This is a genomic window from Zobellella aerophila, assembly GCF_039539325.1.
Classification (GTDB): Bacteria; Pseudomonadota; Gammaproteobacteria; order Enterobacterales; family Aeromonadaceae; genus Oceanimonas; species Oceanimonas aerophila.
Genome location: NZ_BAABCX010000001.1, coordinates 460,611 through 479,262, shown reverse-complemented (window position 1 = coordinate 479,262; position 18,652 = coordinate 460,611). Strand labels below are relative to the sequence as shown.

The 18,652-nt window shown below is 53.4% G+C and carries 15 protein-coding genes and 1 pseudogene; 12 read left to right on the top strand and 4 right to left on the bottom strand.

What is annotated here, in order from left to right:
• Position 1 precedes the first annotated feature (1 nt).
• Complete coding sequence (locus ABD806_RS02255) at positions 2 to 403, bottom strand: phosphate-starvation-inducible protein PsiE (RefSeq protein WP_344954285.1); 402 nt, start codon at positions 401 to 403, stop codon at positions 2 to 4.
• Between the two features lie 419 nt (positions 404 to 822).
• Here ABD806_RS02255 and ABD806_RS02250 point away from each other — a divergent pair, with 419 nt between their 5' ends.
• Positions 823 to 2,307, top strand: coding sequence for a SulP family inorganic anion transporter (locus tag ABD806_RS02250; protein ID WP_344954283.1), 1,485 nt, complete (start codon positions 823 to 825; stop codon positions 2,305 to 2,307).
• Between the two features lie 14 nt (positions 2,308 to 2,321).
• Positions 2,322 to 3,176, top strand: a complete 855-nt coding sequence (locus tag ABD806_RS02245; RefSeq protein ID WP_344954281.1) for a universal stress protein — start codon at positions 2,322 to 2,324, stop codon at positions 3,174 to 3,176.
• 321 nt (positions 3,177 to 3,497) lie between these two features.
• Here the strand turns inward: ABD806_RS02245 and ABD806_RS02240 are convergent, their stop codons facing one another.
• The 3 genes from ABD806_RS02240 to ABD806_RS02230 form a co-directional block, all read right to left on the bottom strand.
• Complete coding sequence (locus ABD806_RS02240; protein WP_344954279.1) at positions 3,498 to 5,090, bottom strand: ABC-F family ATPase; 1,593 nt, start codon at positions 5,088 to 5,090, stop codon at positions 3,498 to 3,500.
• Between the two features lie 359 nt (positions 5,091 to 5,449).
• Complete coding sequence (locus tag ABD806_RS02235) at positions 5,450 to 5,896, bottom strand: barstar family protein (protein WP_344954277.1); 447 nt, start codon at positions 5,894 to 5,896, stop codon at positions 5,450 to 5,452.
• On the bottom strand, positions 5,893 to 6,114 hold the full coding sequence (locus ABD806_RS02230) for a hypothetical protein (protein ID WP_344954275.1): 222 nt from the start codon (positions 6,112 to 6,114) through the stop codon (positions 5,893 to 5,895). Before ABD806_RS02230 ends, ABD806_RS02235 begins: the two co-directional genes overlap by 4 nt.
• Before the next feature lie 172 nt (positions 6,115 to 6,286).
• Between ABD806_RS02230 and ABD806_RS02225 the strand changes: the two genes are divergently transcribed.
• From ABD806_RS02225 to ABD806_RS02180, 10 genes and pseudogenes are all read left to right on the top strand, one after another.
• Positions 6,287 to 7,570 (top strand): capsule biosynthesis protein, encoded by a 1,284-nt coding sequence (locus ABD806_RS02225; RefSeq protein ID WP_344954273.1) that lies wholly within the window; start codon positions 6,287 to 6,289, stop codon positions 7,568 to 7,570.
• Positions 7,571 to 7,937: 367 nt separating this feature from the next.
• On the top strand, positions 7,938 to 8,240 hold the full coding sequence (locus ABD806_RS02220; protein WP_344954271.1) for a DVU3141 family protein: 303 nt from the start codon (positions 7,938 to 7,940) through the stop codon (positions 8,238 to 8,240).
• 24 nt (positions 8,241 to 8,264) lie between these two features.
• Positions 8,265 to 9,983 (top strand): polysaccharide biosynthesis/export family protein, encoded by a 1,719-nt coding sequence (locus ABD806_RS02215; RefSeq protein WP_344954269.1) that lies wholly within the window; start codon positions 8,265 to 8,267, stop codon positions 9,981 to 9,983.
• Positions 9,984 to 9,992: 9 nt separating this feature from the next.
• Entirely contained in the window at positions 9,993 to 10,781 is a 789-nt protein-coding gene (locus ABD806_RS02210; RefSeq protein ID WP_344954268.1) for an ABC transporter permease, read from the top strand.
• On the top strand, positions 10,778 to 11,458 hold the full coding sequence (locus tag ABD806_RS02205) for an ABC transporter ATP-binding protein (protein WP_344954266.1): 681 nt from the start codon (positions 10,778 to 10,780) through the stop codon (positions 11,456 to 11,458). Before ABD806_RS02210 ends, ABD806_RS02205 begins: the two co-directional genes overlap by 4 nt.
• A 40-nt stretch (positions 11,459 to 11,498) precedes the next feature.
• Entirely contained in the window at positions 11,499 to 12,581 is a 1,083-nt protein-coding gene (locus ABD806_RS02200) for a KpsE/RkpR family capsule polysaccharide export protein (protein WP_344954264.1), read from the top strand.
• A gap of 36 nt (positions 12,582 to 12,617) precedes the next feature.
• Positions 12,618 to 13,108, top strand: a pseudogene (gene rfbC, locus ABD806_RS02195) (dTDP-4-dehydrorhamnose 3,5-epimerase).
• A gap of 79 nt (positions 13,109 to 13,187) precedes the next feature.
• Positions 13,188 to 14,528, top strand: coding sequence for a hypothetical protein (locus ABD806_RS02190; protein WP_344954262.1), 1,341 nt, complete (start codon positions 13,188 to 13,190; stop codon positions 14,526 to 14,528).
• Between the two features lie 39 nt (positions 14,529 to 14,567).
• Positions 14,568 to 16,586: an FkbM family methyltransferase gene (locus ABD806_RS02185; protein ID WP_344954260.1), complete on the top strand. Its 2,019-nt coding sequence runs from the start codon at positions 14,568 to 14,570 to the stop codon at positions 16,584 to 16,586.
• A 16-nt stretch (positions 16,587 to 16,602) separates the two neighbouring features.
• Entirely contained in the window at positions 16,603 to 18,630 is a 2,028-nt protein-coding gene (locus tag ABD806_RS02180) for a glycosyltransferase family 2 protein (RefSeq protein WP_344954258.1), read from the top strand.
• Positions 18,631 to 18,652 lie beyond the last annotated feature (22 nt).

Genomic DNA, 18,652 nt, shown 5'->3' with positions numbered 1-18,652 from the left:
CTTAATGCCCGCCCTCATCCTTGTCGTAAGGGTAGCGGACATGGCCGAAACGGATCACCAGTATGGTCAGCGCCAGCACCAGGGCGGCACCGGCGACGACGATCAGCCGCAAGTTATCCATGCCCTTCATATCCAGGATCAGGTAACGGGCCAGCGCCACTATGGAGATATACAGGGGAATGCGGATCGGCAACTTGCCCGACTGCAGATAGATGGCCACCATGGCCAGCACTTCCAGATAGATAAACAACAGCAGCAAATCGGCCAGGGTCACGGTCTGCGCCACCCACATGGTGTTGACCTCTATGCCCACCGCCACCAAGGTGGCGAGTGCCACTATCATCAAACCAAGATATTGTAATCCATGTAGCAACTGGCTACCCAATATCCGCATATCGTTCATTTTTTCGTCCTTAAAGAATTGGTTGCCTTACATTTTTACAGGCAAAATTTATACCAGAAATTTAAAGCTGTAGTCAGCACAGGTTCCGTTGCAGCAAAAATAAATTCTTACCTGCAGCAGGTTTCGGCGTTCTCTGCCGGCTTCCCCTGAGCCCCAACCTTGTACCCCCCGGCCTTACTCCCTATAATACCCCGGCTTGAAAAAACAAAACTTATAAAAAAATAATTATTTATGACATTTTTGAATAAAGCGCCCACGCCGCCCTAGTCTTACGTTCCTGCTGTGCCTATCCCGCAGCGCCCCCTGCCCGTCTCCGGGCGAGCTGTTCGCTATGTCTATAATTTCGTACCACACCGGGCCGCTCTAGCCGGTATGGTAGTTGAACTGCTTTTTTTACCTACAACCTTGGAACAACAATCATGCTGCCCAGTATCAAGCAAACCTGGTTCTTCAACATCAGAGGAGACGTGCTCGCCGGCCTGGTGGTGGCCCTGGCCCTGATCCCGGAGGCCATCGCCTTTTCCATCATCGCCGGCGTCGATCCCAAGATCGGCCTCTATGCCTCCTTCAGCATGGCGGTGGTGATCGCCTTTGCCGGCGGCCGGCCGGGGATGATCTCCGCCGCCACCGGCGCCATGGCGTTGTTGATGGTGACCCTGGTCAAGGAACACGGCCTGCAATACCTGCTCGCCGCCACCCTGCTCTGCGGCCTGTTGCAGATTGTCGCCGGCTATCTGAAGCTGGGTGAGCTGATGCGCTTCGTATCCCGCTCCGTGGTGACCGGCTTCGTCAACGCCCTGGCCATCCTGATCTTTATGGCGCAATTGCCCGAGCTGACCGATGTCACCTGGCATGTATACGCCATGACCGCCGCCGGCCTGGGCATCATCTACCTGCTGCCGCTGGTGCCGGTGGTCGGCAAGCTGCTGCCCTCACCGCTGGTGTGCATCATAGTGCTGACCATCGTTTCCCTGGTGATCGGCCTGGATATCCGCACCGTCGGCGACATGGGCGAGCTGCCCGACAGCCTGCCGGTGTTCCTCTGGCCCGAGGTGCCCCTGAACCTGGAAACCCTGGGCATCATCTTCCCCTACTCGCTGGCGCTGGCGGTGGTGGGTCTGCTTGAATCCATGATGACCGCCACCATAGTGGACGACCTCACCGATACCCAGAGTAACAAGAATCGCGAGTGCAAGGGCCAGGGCCTGGCCAACATCGCCACCGGCCTGCTCGGCGGCATGGCCGGCTGTGCCATGATCGGCCAGTCGGTGATCAACGTAAAATCTGGGGGCCGCGGCCGCCTGTCCACCCTGGTGGCCGGTGTGGTATTGCTGATCCTAGTGGTGTTCCTCGGCCCCTGGGTGTCGCAGATCCCCATGGCCGCCCTGGTGGCGGTGATGATCATGGTGTCCATCGGTACCTTCAGCTGGGAGTCCCTGCGCAGCCTGGGCACCAACCCCACCAGCTCCAGCGTGGTGATGGTCGCCACCGTGGTGGTGGTGGTGTTCACCCACAACCTGGCCTACGGCGTGCTGGTCGGCGTGCTGCTCAGCGCCCTGTTCTTCGCCAACAAGGTGGGCCAGATCCTCTATGTGGGTTCCGAGCTGACCGACGAGGGTACCCGCGAATACCGGGTGGTCGGCCAGGTGTTCTTCAGCTCATCCGAGCAGTTTATCGCCGCCTTCGACTTCAAGGAGGCCATCGACAAGGTGCGCATCGATCTGAGCCGCGCCCATTTCTGGGACATCACCGCCATCAGCTCGCTCGACAAGGTGGTGCTCAAGCTGCGCCGGGAGGGAACCGAAGTGGAACTGGTTGGCCTAAATGAGGCCAGTGCCACACTCGTGGACCGCTTCGCCGTGCATAATAAGCCTGACGCCGTAGAAAAGCTGATGGGCCACTGAACAAGGGGAAAATGATGACCACCAATGTAATGGCATGTATCGATGGCTCCGGTTTCGCCGGCGCCGTCTGTGATTTCGCCAGCTGGGCCAGCCTGCGCCTGGATGCCCCCCTGACCCTGATCCATGTGCTGGACAAGGCCAAACAGCCGGATCTGGCCGATCTGAGCGGCACCATCGGCCTGGGCACCCAGGAGCATCTGCTGGAGGAACTGGCCGGCCTGGATGAACAACGCGCCAGGCTGGCGAAGGAGCAGGGCCGGCTGATGCTGGAAGCGGCCAGGGAACGCGCCGTTAAAGACGGCGTGAACGAGCCCACTACCCTGCAACGCCACGGTGAGTTGGTGGACACCCTGGTGGAGTTTGAGCCCCATACCCGGTTGCTGGTACTGGGCCGTCATGGGGAGGACAGCGACTCCGCCTTTGCCCACCTGGGCAGCCACGTTGAACAGGTGATCCGTGCCGTGCACAGGCCGGTGCTGGTCACCCTGGGGGAGTTCAAGGCGCCGCAGCACATCATGCTGGCCTTCGACGGCAGTGCCACCACTCGCAAGGGCGTGGAAATGCTGGCTCAGAGCCCGCTGTTCAAGGGACTCAGCTGCCATCTGGTACTGGTCGGTGCCGACACCGACGACAACCGGGAGCAGCTGAACTGGGCCAAAACCACCCTGGAGACCGCCGGTATCCATGCCCCGGCCCGCATTGTCGCCGGCGATGTGGACAAGGTGCTCGGCCAGTATCAGCAGGACAACCATATCGATCTGATGGTGATGGGCGCCTACGGTCATTCCCGCATTCGCCAATGGCTGGTGGGCAGCACCACCACCGCCATGATCGCCGCCGCCAAAGCCCCCTTGCTGGTGCTGCGGTAAGCACCGGGCCTGTGGAGTCGCTCCCTTATCCTCCTTGATGCATCATCATAGCTTGTTAGCGCTGTCCGCGGGCAACGCGGTGTTCAAGAAGAGGCAACCGAGAGCGGCTCTCACGACCGTGAAGGTATTTGGCGTGTCGTGGGAGACGGCTATGATGCCTCTGCAGCTGAGGCCCAAAAGAAGATCAGATACTTAATGGAACTGGTATAACGGCTATCCAAATAAAATCGGGTCAACCGGAGCGAGATGTTGGCCTGCACCAACAACAATAAAAAGGCCGGGGATACAGGATATCCCCGGCCTTTTTTATTCCGGTTCCGGTTACACCACGCCCTGCTCGCGCAGGTAATCTTCGTAGCTGCCGCTGAAGTCGCGGATGCCGTTTTCGCTCAGCTCGAGGATACGAGTAGCCAGTGACGATACGAATTCCCGATCGTGAGAGACGAAGATCAGGGTCCCCTGATACATCTCCAGCGCCATGTTCAGCGATTCGATGGATTCCATATCCAGGTGGTTGGTGGGTTCATCCATCACCAGTATGTTGGGCTTTTGCAGCATCAGCTTGCCGAACAGCATACGGCCCTGTTCACCGCCGGACAGCACCCCGACTTTCTTCTTGATGTCGTCCTGGCTGAACAGCAGGCGGCCGAGTACGCCGCGGATGGTCTGCTCGTCGTCCCCTTCCTGTTGCCACTGGCTCATCCAGTCGAACACCGTGATGTCCATGTCGAAATCGGCGGCGTGATCCTGGGCATAATAGCCGATGGTGGCGTTTTCCGACCACTTGTACTGGCCGCCGACGGGAGCCAGTTCGGCGACCAGGGTCTTGACCAGGGTCGACTTACCGATGCCGTTGGTACCCAGGATGGCAATGCGCTCCCCCACTTCCACCAGCATGTTCAGGTTCTTGAACAGCGGCACTTCGCCATAGCCCTGAGCCAGTTGCTCCACTTCCAGCACGTTACGATACAGTTTTTTCTCCTGCTCGAAACGGATGAAGGGGTTCTGGCGGCTGGAGGCCTTGACTTCTTCCAGCTTGATCTTTTCGATCTGTTTGGCGCGGGAAGTGGCCTGACGGGCCTTGGAGGCATTGGCGCTGAAGCGGGCCACAAACGACTGCAGATCCGCAATCTGGGCCTTTTTCTTGGCGTTGTCGGACATCAGCCGCTCGCGCGCCTGGGTAGACGCCAGCATATAATCATCGTAGTTGCCCGGGTAGACCCGCAGCTCGCCGTAGTCCAGATCCGCCATGTGGGTACAGACGCTGTTCAGGAAATGACGGTCGTGAGAGATGATGATCATGGTGCTGTTACGCTCGTTCAACGCGCCTTCCAGCCAGCGGATGGTGTCGATATCCAGGTTGTTGGTCGGTTCGTCGAGCAGCAGCACGTCCGGATTGGAAAACAGCGCCTGGGCCAGCAGTACCCGCAGCTTCCAGCCCGGCGCCACTTCGCTCATGGGACCAAAATGCTGTTCGACCGGGATACCCACACCCAGCAACAGCTCGCCGGCTCGCGCCTCGGCGGTGTAGCCATCGTACTCCGCCACCTTGCCCTCCAGCTCCGCCGCTCTCATGTAGTCGTCGTCACTGGCTTCCAGGTTGGCGTAAATGGCGTCGCGTTCCTGAATGGCGGCCCACAGCTCACTGTGTCCCATCATCACCACGTCCAGTACCCGCGCATCTTCGTAGGCGAACTGATCCTGGCGCAGCTTGCCCAGTCGCTCGTTGACATCCAGGCTAACATTGCCCGCGCTTGGCTCCAGATCGCCGCCCAGAATTTTCATAAAGGTGGACTTCCCGCAGCCGTTGGCGCCGATCAGACCATAGCGGTTGCCATCACCAAACTTGACGGAAATATTTTCGAACAGCGGCTTGGCACCAAACTGCATGGTAATGTTGTTGGTAGAAATCAAAGAATTAACTCACTTTTCACTAAGAATTAAGGGGCGGGATCTGGCCCAAAGGCGACATCAACAAGGTTAACACACCGACACTGGGCTCCAAGGATACTGGTACTGGCGGCAAAGTTCAAAGACTGAAGCGGAAAGCGGAAAGCGGAAAGCGGAAAGCGGAAAGCGGAAAGCGGAAAGCGGAAAGCGGAAAGCGGAAAGCGGAAAGCGGGAGGATGATTGAGAGCCTGGTTTCATCCGGCAAGTTATTGCCAGCGTATTTGCGGAGCCACAAGTCACCGGTAGGTCGGCCCTTGGGCCGACAATGTTTAAACATAGAACACCCCTTCAGCGTCGGGCCTAAGTCCGACCTACGCTCTAACTCAATGGTTTTCCAGCTCAGCCAAAGACAAAGACACGGGTGACGAGCTTAATACCACGCACCAGAAGGGCAGCTCCTGCTCGCACCAGTATTCGGTGGCGTCGGCCAACAGATCCAACAGGATAAGCCAGCTGGCATGATCCTGGCTGGCGAATGCATCCACACACCGCAAGCACAGCAGGCCGCCCCTTTGATCAGGTTCGACCAATTCGATAAAGCCATCGTGCACCGCATCCCAGTTCTCGCTAAACCAGCCGGGTACTCCCAGGCTGGTGGTCAGCCGATCCACACAGCCGGCCTTGTCGGTTACCCCGCTGAAATCCACCGACCAGAAAGCCAGACCCAGCTCGGCCGCAGCCTGCTCCAGCACCTGATGATCTGCTGGCGCCAAGCAGCAGGTCCGGGCCGGCTCCGTGGTTAACGTTTGCACTAGCAGTGATTTTTTCATAGTGTCACCTGGAACGCTTTCAAGCGATTGTGATGATCCTTCGTATAATCATAGACCGCCGCTGGCTGCCCGCCGGGCAGTGGCTTATATCCCATGATAGTCGCCAGCATTAAGCCGATTTTGTTCCGGAGAATGGCTCCATTTCCACCGGGGTCCGCAACGCCAGTATCCCCTTTATTCCAGAACACTTTTGAAAAAAAGCCATGAATGGCGCTCATCTGGCGATGAGATCCAGATCAGACATCTCAACATCGGGGTTGAACCCCGAGCCAACCCGCCTATATTGGAGTAGAGGGGTGTTAGAGTTCAGCGGCTTTTGTGCCTGCTTACATACTTAACTTAATGAAAACATAAAGAAAATATATAGATAAATTAACTAAAGAAAGAAAGGTGGGTGCAAGCATGCGGTCAGTATTGCTACTCCAAGGACCTTTGGGGCCTTTTTTTCAGCGCTTCTCCCGGTTTTTAGACGGGCAAGGCATACGGGTGCATAAGCTCAACTTCAATGGTGGAGATGACGCTTGGCCCTGTGCCGGAACCAACACCAGCTATCACGGCAGCCTGCCTGACTGGCCCCGCTATCTTGCCGATTTCGTCAAAAGTCATCGCATCGATGCCGTGTTCTGCTATAACGACTGCCGTGCATATCATCTCAAGGCGCGCCACTACTGCCTGGAACACAAGATTGACTTTTATGTGTTTGAAGAAGGTTATTTAAGGCCCGACTACATTACCCTCGAAAAGGGTGGGGTGAATGCCCACAGCCCCTGGTATGGGCGGCTAGCATCATTATTGGCATCCCAGGCGCCAACCGACGACGAACAGCTTCACTTTGCGGTGGCGCCCACCTTCAATAAACGTATTTATTATGCAATTCGCTATTACCTGGGCATGCAGTTGAATGCAGGTCGATTTTCCCATTATGTACATCATCGCCATCGTCCGTGCTGGACCGAGGGCACTTCCTGGCTAAAGGGCTGGTACACCAAGCTCAGCCATAAGGCCCATGACAGGGAACAGCAGCAACGGCTCATCGACCATCATTCCGGGAATATTTTCCTGATACCGCTACAGGTAGCGGATGACTTCCAAATACGGGCCCACTCGCCCTTCAAGGACGTGGCTCAGGCCATCAGCCATATCATGGATTCGTTTGCCACTAACGCTGCGGCAGATGATGTGTTGGTGCTTAAGCATCATCCCATGGATCGCGGGTACAGCAACTATCGCCGGCAGATCAAGCGACACTGCACACGCCTGGGTTTAAACAACAGGGTATTCTACGGCTTCGAGTTTTCCTTGCCCGAACTCTACCGTCACTGTAAAGGGGTGGTCACCATCAACAGCACGGTCGGCATCTCTGCCCTGCTGCACAAAGTGCCGACGCTCACACTGGGCAAGGCCTTGTATGACCTGCCCGGACTCACCAGCCAATGTGGGCTGGACACCTTCTGGCAGAGACCAGAGCCGGTAAACCACCCGTTGTTTACGCAACTCCGGCTTTTTTTATTAAGCCATACCCAGGTTAACGGCAGTTTCTATGGTGAATATAAAAAAACCTGCGAACAAGTCTGGCAGCGATTGGGGGAATCCTCTCAACTCGATAATACCCATCCAAAGCCGGTCTTAATCGAAGCCGATATACCAGAAGCACCATTGCAACAAGCCAGTTGAGCGCCGATGTACAACAACAAACATAAAGCCGTTTATCCTTTGCCGGCGACATGAAAAAGCATTTTAGTATTGGGCAGCCTTAAGAAACGATTTGCAGCAGGGTTTGACAAGGAGTAGTGAAACCAGCGAGTTGGGAGCTGTAACCTAAGGGCGGTAGCGTATTCGCTTCCGTAGCAAAAAATAGTTACATTTAAAATCATCATCCCGTACAGCCGTACAGAACCCCGTGAATCAACAGGCAACCGGCCTGACCCTACGCCACTTTTCAGAATTTACAGAGCGCAATAGTCTGATGCAGTCAAAATTCAAACAGGTACTTCAGTTTTTCGTGCTGACACTGGTGATCCTCACTACCAGTGGATGCTCAATGATACAAAATATGCAGGCCGACCCTGTCGACAACGGCCCAGCGCCTTTTTCGTCCGAGTCTGAATTGAACAACTATCTCGCTTCTGCCGTTACCGGCAGCGTCGTTACCCTGAAGCACAGCCCCTGGGGCAGCAATGTACAGATACAGGCAAGTACACCCTACTTTGCCGCCAGCGGCCGCACCTGCCGGAAGCTGGACGTTACCCTGCCCTCCGGCGACACCCAGCAACACATCGTCTGCCAGACAGGCCAAAATACCTGGGCCCCGGTGCGTCCGGTTACCCGTTTGCTTACTCGCTGAACACACAACAACTCGGGTCACTATATGAACAGCCGTATCAATATTTTTGTTAACCGGGCGTGCCTGTTTGCCATTTTGGCGCTCGTCACCCACGCTAGCCAGGCCCAGCTGATTGGCGCCAGTGCCGGTGAACTGCCCCCCGAGCAACACAGCCGTTTTAACGCACCGTCCGAAGCCGACCAGGCCAGCAGCAACACCAACACCTATTGGCAGAACGGCCGCTACGGCCCGCTGCAGTCACACGCCACCACCAACCACAGCATTCCAAGCTTTGGCGCCCATTTGTTCACCGGCGGCTTCCGGGGGGTTCGCGCCGACGGCCTGAACGCCGATTACATCATCGCACCCGGCGACCAGATCACCTTGCGGGTATGGGGCGCGGTGGATATAGACAGGGTGCTGCCGGTCGACGCCCAGGGCAATATCTTCATTCCCGCCGTCGGCCCCATCAGGGTACAAGGCATTCGGCACAGCCAGCTGGACGGCCGTGTACGCGCCGCCGTTAATTCCGTGTATTCCAACAACGTGCAGGTATACACCAACCTGCAGGGCGTGCAGCCTGTTTCAGTATTCGTGACCGGCTATGTCACCAATCCTGGCCGTTTTGCCGGCACCCCCAATGACTCGCTGCTGTATTTTCTCGATCAGGCCGGCGGTATAGACGATGCCGTAGGCAGCTACCGCAGGGTAAGGATAGTGCGCACCGGCAGCACCATAGCCAGTGCCGATCTGTACGACTTTTTGATCAATGGCAGCCTGCCACGCCCGCAGTTTCGCGACGGCGACACCATAGTGGTGGAAGAGCGCGGCCCTACCGTCACCGTAGAAGGTGACGTTGCCCGCCCCTACCGCTATGAGCTTACCCCCAATATGATGTCCGGACAGTCCCTGCTGGAGCTTGCCCGGCTGAAATCCAACGTCACCCATGCGCTGCTGCGGGGGGCCCGCAACACCGGGCCCATCTCCAGCTACATAGCCCTGGCCGATTTTAACCAGCAACAGCTGCAAAACGGAGACCAGGTGGTATTCAGTACCGACATGCGTGACGACACCATAGTGGTACAGATAGAAGGCAGCTACTACGGCCCCTCCCGTTTTGCCCTGCCGCGCGATACCCAGCTGCACGAGTTGCTGGACGCCATTCCGGTCCCCGAAGACATGACCGATGTGCACAGCATTTCCCTTAAACGGGTGAGCGTCGCCGAACGGCAAAAACAGTCTCTGAAAGAGAGTCTGGCCCGCTTGGAAACCACCTACCTGGGCGCCTCTTCCGCTACCACCGAAGAGGCCCAGATCAGGGTCAAAGAAGCCGAACTGATCAACAGCTTCATTAAACGTGCCGCCCAGGTGGAGCCCAATGGCCGGCTGGTGCTGGCCAACAACGGCCAGATCAGCAATATCCGCCTGCAGGACGGCGACATCATCACCATTCCCGAACGCAGTGACTCCCTGCTGATCAGCGGTGAAGTGCTGGTACCCCAGTCGGTGGTATTCACTCCCGGCCGCGAGGCCATCGACTATATAGAAGGCGCCGGCGGCTTTACCCAGCACGCGGACGAAAAACGCATCCTGGTGGTGCGTCAGAACGGCGAGGTACGCGAGGCAGACGAGGTGACCCTGCGCGCGGGCGACGAAGTCCTGGTCCTCCCGGTCGTGCCCACCAAAAACCTGCAGCTGGCCACCAGCATCAGCCAGATCCTCTATCAGCTGGCGGTGGCCGCCAAAGTGGCGATAGACCTGTAGGAAAATGCCATGCAAGCACGAACGCCCTGGCAGGTTACCCGCAGCGTATGGTTTGCCATGTTTATGCGGGAAGCGGTCACCCGTACCATGACCGACCGCTTGGGCTGGTTTTGGATGATCTTCGAGCCTATGGCGATGATTGCCATTATGGTGCTGATACGTAGCCTGATCAGCCACAGCAATGGTCTGATCATGGGAGCCGATTTTATCCCCTGGATGATTACCGGCATGATGGGTTTTTTTCTGGTACGTGAAGGTATGATGCGCAGCCTGGGGGCGGTCGATGCCAATCAGGCGTTGTTTGCCTACCGCCAGGTACAGCCGGTAGACACGGTGCTGGTACGCAACTTTGTGGAAGGCATGCTCAGAACCTTTATCTTCCTGCTGTTTGTGGTGGGCGGGCTGCTGCTGAAGCTGGATATTTTCCCCGATAATGCCATTAACGCCATGTTCGCCTGGTTCTCGCTATGGTCACTCGGCCTGGGAGCCGGTCTGGTCGTTTCCGTGGCGGGCACGCTTGTTCCCGAACTGGCCCGCATTGTGCGCATGTTAAGCCTGCCACTGCTGATCATATCAGGTGTTATCTTGCCGCTTAATGTATTGCCTCATCATGCACTGGAATATCTCATGCCCAATCCCATTGTGCATGGGCTGGAGCTACTGCGCCTGGGTTTCTTTGAACACTACCGGATGGTTAACGGCACCAGCCTGAGCTATTTGTGGTTGTTTATACTGTCACTCAATGCCCTCGGTCTCTTAATGCATATGCATTATCGCAACAGGCTGAAAGCACAATGATTAACATCAAAAACCTGTACAAACGCTATCACAACCACGACGGCTCGATAAGCGACTGGGTACTGAAAGACATCAACCTCACCATTCCCAAAGGAATGAGTGTAGGTCTGCTGGGGCGGAACGGTGCCGGTAAAAGCACGCTGTTGCGGCTAATTGCCGGCATGGATAACCCCGAACGCGGCTCAGTGGAACGACAGTGCAGGGTCTCCTGGCCCATCGGTCTTTCCGGCGGCTTTCAGGGCTCCATGACCGGCCGGCAGAACGTCAAGTTTGTCGCCCGGGTACATGGCGGCGGCTTCAACGTGCAGCACATTATCGACTATGTAGAAACATTTGCCGAACTGGGCGAAGCCTTTGACCAGCCGATTAAAACCTACTCCTCCGGCATGCGCGCCCGACTTAACTTTGGATTGTCTTTGGCTTTTGACTTTGACGTGTATTTGTCTGACGAGGCCACCGCCGTGGGGGATCGCAACTTCAGGGACAAAGCCAGTCAGGCCTTCAAGGATAAGATCGGAACATCCAGCCTGATCATAGTGTCGCACGGCGAAGCTATCTTAAAAGAGCTGTGCCAGGCCGGGATTTACCTTAAAGAAGGCGAAGCCAGCTGGTACGACGATATCAATCAGGCCATCGCGGCCTATCACCAGGAATCCGGCTCGCCATCAAATACGTAATGAGAGATATCTCACCCTTATTTTGCTGGTTAATAATCTTATGATGCGATTTATTAAATCCCAACCGCACTGGGCGGCGGCCATGCTCGCCATTATCACCGTGAGTTTTTACTGGTTTGCATGGGCCGCGGACCGTTATGTATCCCGTGCCACCGTCGTGTTGGAAAGCCCACACATCGCCGCGCCGGAACTCAGTTTTTCCAGCATATTAAAAGGAGGGAGCAGTAACAGCGACCTTTTGTTGTTGCGCGAACATCTGCTCTCGGTGGATATGCTGAAAAAAGTGCAACAAGCACTACCTTTTCGCGAACACTATAGCCAAAATGGCGATCTTTTTTCCCGTCTGTTCAAAACCGGCGCCCCCATTGAAGAGCTGCATAAATACTATAAAAAGCGTGTATCCGTCGAGCTGGATGAATACGCCGGTGTTCTGAATATCAATGTGCAGGCCTTTAATCCCGAGTTCGCCCATGCCCTGGCGCAACTGCTGCTCAGCGCCGGTGAAGCCCATATGAATGACATGGGCCAGCGTTTGGCGGAAGAGCAGGTGCGCTTTCTTGAACGCCAGGTAGACCGGCTGGAACAACGGCTAGATGAGGCCCGGGGCGTTCTGCTCGCTTACCAGAACGAATATGGCCTGATCTCCCCCATTCACACGGTGGAAAGCCTTAACCAGGTCGTTGCCACGCTGGAGGGAGAGCTGGCCCGGGGACAAGCAAAATACAGTGCCGCTCAAAGCTACCAAAGCACCCGCTCGGCCGAGCTGGTGCAGATAAAAAGCGAAATAAACGCGCTGCAGCAACAAATAGAAAAAGAGCGTAACCGCCTGGCACAGGCAGCCGGCAATGCCCTTAACCGGATTTCATCGGAATATCAGACCCTGGAATTAAAAGCCCAGTTCGCCCAACAAACCTATTCCAGCGCCCTGGCCGCACTGGAAAACACCCGCATCGAGGCTGCCCGAAAACTTAAGCAAGTGAGCGTGCTGCAGAGTCCGTTGTTACCAGAATACGCCACCGAACCGGAGCGACTCTATAATAGCAGTGTGTTTGCCATCACCACCCTGTTTCTGGCCTTCATCATTAATATGATCATGTTGATAGTCAGGGATCACAGAGACTGAAAATAGCTGGTGGCTCTGTGACCATTTGCCACACAGATACCCGATGTGGTCCTGCTGGAGCCCGTCATATACGGTGATGAACGTGGTTTTTTCTACGAAAGCTTTAACCTGCACCGCTTTATCGAACTCACCGGGCAAGCCCGTACCTTCGTACAAGACAACCACAGCAAATCGGCACTGGGGGTTTGCGCGGCCAGCATTACCAGATACAACAACCACAGGGCAAACTGGTGCGAGTCACCCAGGGTGAAGTGTTTGATGTCAGCGTTGACCTGCGCCGCGACTCCCCCACCTTCGGGCGATGGGTAGGCGTCATCCTCAGCGCCAGCAACCATCGCCAGCAGTGGATACCGGAAGGCTTCGCCCATGGTTTTCTGGTGCTGAGCGGCAGCGCTTAATTTTTATACAAAACCACCGATTTTTACGCGCCGGTGCACGAGCGCACCCTGCTATGGATCGATCCGGCATTGAACATAGACTGGCCCCTGCACGGCATACAGCCAATACTCTCGGCCAAAGATCGGTAAGACTTGCTCCTTGGGCAGGCCGACACCTTTGCCTGACGACCAGGATGAATGAATAACAAAAATTCGGGAGCTTGCTTAAATGGAATTAATGGTAGCTTCAACCCCATACAGCCAATGGCGACACCTTAACAGCCTGCTGCAACAACTGGGCTGGAACCCGGCCAACCGCATTGAGCCGGAACAATGCACCGGCAACGCCGCGGCCGTGACGAGCCGGGCCTACCTGCTGTTGTACACCCCGGCACACATCGCCATTGCCTACGCCCTGGATCAGGGGCAAACACCCAGCGTAGCTCTGCAACAATGGCAAACCGCCCTGCGGCAATGCCTGCGGTTTTATCGCCGTCATCGCCGCCAGACCCTGCTGATCAACGTCATGCACGCCGTGCTCAAGCCGCAAATATTTCTGCGGCATTGCCGGCAGCGCTTCGGCATTCACGCCAAGCCCCCCCTCCTCGAAGCTATTGTCCCGCCCACAACACTCAGCCAATTGCTGGCACAACAGCTGGTGCTGCAACAGCCGGAACTACTCGATGTCCTGCAAGAACTGGAAGCCGGCACCACGCCATTGCTGAACCATACCGACGTACCAGACATCGACATCGAGCAGTTACACCAGCAGCTCGTGAAACAGGCACAGACATGCGCGCAACAGAGCGGTTTGCTTAGCCAACTGGAAGAAAAGGAACAGGAAAACAACCAGCTCCTTGCTCAACTACATCAGGTACAGGAAGAGCTGGAAGCCCTGCACCAGCAAAACATGGACAACGAAGAGGCCCTGCATGAATACAAAACACAGATTCAGGTCATGAGCGAAGAGCATCAGCGTCTGCAAGCCAGCTGCGACTCGCTCAAACAAGGGCGCGATAAGGCACGGGCCGAATTGCAATACCTGCAACAAGACAAAAAGGACGTTGAAGAAGAAAATGAAATGCTTCTGCAACAACTGCACCAAGTTCAGGAGGAGTTGGAGCACTACTACCTGAACAACCAAGGACTCACTCAACAGCTAAGCGAGCAGCGGCAGCAAATACAACAGCAGAACCAAAGCCTGCAAAGCATCACCGCCAGCGCCAGCTGGAAGCTCACCGCTCCCATTCGTTCACTAGGCAAGGCGCTCCGGCCAAGGTCGCCGGAACGACGCGAGCTGAAAAAACAGCTCAGGCTGTTGGCCAAAACCGAACTGTTCGACGCCGACTGGTACCTGGCCACCTATCCGGACGTGGCCGAAAGCGGTATGGATCCCAGGGAACACTATCTGAAATTTGGCGCCGACGAAGGCCGTAACCCCAGCGTTCGCTTTGACACCGACTGGTACCGGCAACTGAATCCAAGTACTGCAGAGAGCAACCTCAACCCCTTGGTGCATTATCTTAAATTCGGTCAAGAAGAAGCCCCGCGGCCCAACGCAACCGCATAAAGACAACCGCCCCGCATCGATATACGGTGACTCATTGCCATGACCATTCACATTCCACATATGCTGAATACCCTGGTACACATAGGTGCCGGTAAAGGTAACGACAACAAACACTACCAACATGCGCAGCGCCTGGTGTTAATAGAACCTTCCCCCCAGGACGCCACCGCACTGAGGCAAATAATCCAAACCAACGACAATGTGAGCCTCTATCAACTGGCCATTGCCGACAATAATGGCAGTGCCTGCTTCAACCTCTATAACTGGCATCAGGCCAGCAGCCTGTATCCGGCCTCGGGTCTAACCCAACTGATGCCGGGCCTGAAAATACAACAGGTCATCGACGTACAAACCCGCACCCTGGCCACCCTGTTGAACGATGTACAATTGACAGAGGAAGGGAATAACCTGCTCATTATCGATGCGCCCGGTGCAGAACGGCTCATCACCGAGCAACTAGCACGGCTGGATCAACACAATCCCTTTGCCCATATCATCCTATATTGCCCAAGCGATCCCCACTACAGCAGCGACAGCAACAGCACCGAGGTACTGAGCCGCCTGTACCAACAAGGCTATGAGCTCATCGCCAAAGACAACAGCGATCCTGATCGGCCGGCGTACACCCTGTACCGTAATACGCTTAAGCTGGAGTTGCACGCCACCGAAGCAGCCCTGAGCGAAGCACAAAAAGACAGAATAGAGCTGCAGCAAAAACTGACCGAACAAGCCCACCAACTGGCAGCAGTGAGCAATGCCGCCACTGAACTGAAACAACAACTCGGCATAACCAATAAAGCCAACCATGGGTTAAAACAGGCATTTTCCGCCATCCAGTCCGAACATAAAAAACAGCTTGCTGAACTGCAACGGCACCTGGATGACGCCAAGCAGGCCAACAGCGAGCTGACACAACGGCTGGCCATGGCGGAGCAGGCCAATAACAAATGGCAGCAGACGCTGGCCAATACCAAAACCGACCACGAACAGCAAACCGCCGAACTACGGCGGCGGCTGGACGAGACGAGCCAAGCCAACGACGACCTAAAACAACAACTGGTTGCCGCCCGGCAAGACAGCAACCTAGCCAGAAGCGAACGTGATAGAACCAAAGAAATATGTGATGCACTGAAGCAAACCCTGGCAATGCAAGAAAAAGAGTCCGCCTGTCATAAGGACATGCAGAAGTTGATTGAAAGCAATCAGCAGATTGCGGATACCCTGGAAGAGAAAACAAAAAAAATCATCACAGAACAGGCACAGAAAATCACCACGCCTTTGATAGGGCTTAAAAACCAGATCAGTAATGGATTGGCCAACACAGCCAAGCAAATAGAATGTTTTATCGGTATCCAGAACTATCTTGAAAAAGGCTCTAAACCTCTCAGCTTCCATGGCTGGCCAATCAGCCCGGATCTCGGCCTTTACCTTATCGGCTTGATAGATGCTAACGATTACGATTGTATCATCGAGTTTGGCAGTGGCACATCGACCCTATTAATGGCGAAAGCCTTACAAAGAAAGCAGTACTCTTTGACAACAAAAAACATCAAGAAAAAATCGAAAACAAAAAACAAAAAACAAAAAACCAATAAGTCGAATTACAACACACTCCCCCACATCATTTCTTTCGAACATGACATAATTTACCACAGAAAAACCACCAAATTACTGTCAGATAATAACATTGAGCACCTGGTTGAGCTGGTGCACGCCCCGCTGGTTGATTATCAATATACGGATGACACGCAGTTTTTATATTATGACTGCCAAGAAACACTGAATAAATTGGCGGTAAGTCTCAAAGAAAAAAAAGCAAATATCATGGTTCTGGTCGATGGCCCTCCAGGAGCAACAAACAAAAATGCAAGATTTCCGGCATTACCCAACCTAATCCAATCACTCCCAGATCATCAGCTAACATTAGTCATGGATGATTATAATCGACCCGAAGAACAGGAAATCATTGAGTTATGGAGAAAGATCACAACTGATCATGATTTTATCGTTGAAGTGATCGCATGTGAAAAAGGGCTGGCCATTTTAAACGTTTTATAAAAAGCAGGTAATTAGCATGAGCATTTTCGAGCAGGCAAGGAAGTCATACCTCGACGGAAAGTATTCTGAAGCTCTCATTATTTACAGAAAAGCATCTGAAATATTTGGTGAAAAATTGGTTTCTTACAACATTTACCTATGCGAAAAGATGCTTAAAGACAGCCCCAATGACTCATTAAGCCCACTGGACTGCGTCACTCAAATATTACTCTATAACTCTCAAGAAAGCATCCACACCATCACGCCAGACAGGCACACAGAAAACATCAATTTTTACAACTCATTAAAAACAAAAAAATCAGAATCCCTTGCAGTAAAACAGATTAATCCTGTTCCTGCAGATTGGCCTGAAAGCCTTACCCTAAGGGCACTACCCGAATCAACCAATGACTATTCATGGCTATTGGAAAAGGAGGCGAAAAACAGCATTCAAGACACCAACATCGGACTAAGCGTTATCATTCCTACCTTTAATCGCTCAGAAATTCTAGACATAACACTTTCCTGTCTGGTGAACCAAATCACCGAATACCCATTTGAAGTGATAGTTTCAGACGACGGTAGCCAAGAGGATATAACCTTAGTCTCGCGAAAATATGAAAACTCCTTGGACATTAAATATGTAAGAAAAAAAGACTGTGGCTATCAGCTTTGTGCGACAAGAAACCTTGGACTGAGAACAGCAAAATATGACTATGTGTCAATTTTAGACTGTGATATGGCACCGGGAAGACATTGGGTTCAGTCTTATATGTCTGGTTTAATCGAAAGTTCAGATATCGCACTTATTGGACCAAGAAAATATATTGATACTCACAGCATCATGGCAGAAGATATACTAGCCAATCCCGAACTTATTTCATCATTACCAGAGGTAAAAACTAACAACAGTGTCAGCAGCAATATCAATGGTAAAGTCTCTGTTGACTGGCGCCTAGAGCACTTCCAAAAAACCGACAACCTTCGTCTGTGTGACTCACCGTTCAGATTCTTCAGCGGAGGTAATATCGCTTTCGCAAAAAAATGGTTAGCTATTGCTGGCTGGTTCGATGAAGAGTTTACTCATTGGGGTGGGGAGGATAACGAGTTTGGTTACCGTTTGTATCGTTCAGGCTGTTTTTTCAAGGCCATAGATGGTGCTTTAGCCTATCATCAAGAGCCACCAGGAAGAGAAAATGAAACCGACAGGGCGGCTGGTCAGGAAGTTACGATTAAAATCGTCGAACAAAAAACACCTTACTTCTACCGCAAGCTTGAACCAATAAACAGAGCCACCATTAAACGTGTACCACTCGTATCTATCTATATACCCGCATATAACTGTGAAGAATATATTGAACGATGTGTAACCAGTGCTTTAAATCAGACCATTGTGGACTTAGAAGTGTGCATCTGTGATGACGGTTCTACTGACGGAACACTCCAGCTTCTGAAAAGGCTGTACTCTGACCATCCAAGAGTTCGCTTTATGACACATAAAAACGGTGGCATAGGCGCTGCGTCTAATGCGGCCGTAAAAATGTGCAGAGGCTTTTATATCGGCCAACTGGACTCGGACGATTACTTGGAGCCGGATGCAGTTGAAACCTGTTTGAAAGAGTTTTTTTCTGATACAAAACTGGCTTGTGTTTATACAGCGAATAGAAATGTTAACCCTGATGGCTCACTAATATCCAATGGTTACAACTGGCCAGAATACTCTCGTGAAAAATTCACCACTGCCATGATTTGCCACCATTTCAGAATGTTCACTATTAGAGCATGGATTTTGACGGACGAATTTGATGAAAATATAACCAATGCAGTTGACTATGATATGTATTTAAAACTTAGCGAAATAGGGCCATTCAAACACGTAAATAAAATATGCTACAATCGAGTAATTCACGGCAACAACACATCCATCATAAATGCTCACGTTCAAAAAGAAAATCATTTCAATGTAGTTAATAAAGCACTTAAGAGGCAGAATATAAAAAACTGGAAATACGAAGCCACCTCCAAAAATGAAGGTTGTAGAAAATACAAATTAACAAAAACATAGAAACCCCCTAACCTGTTGATTT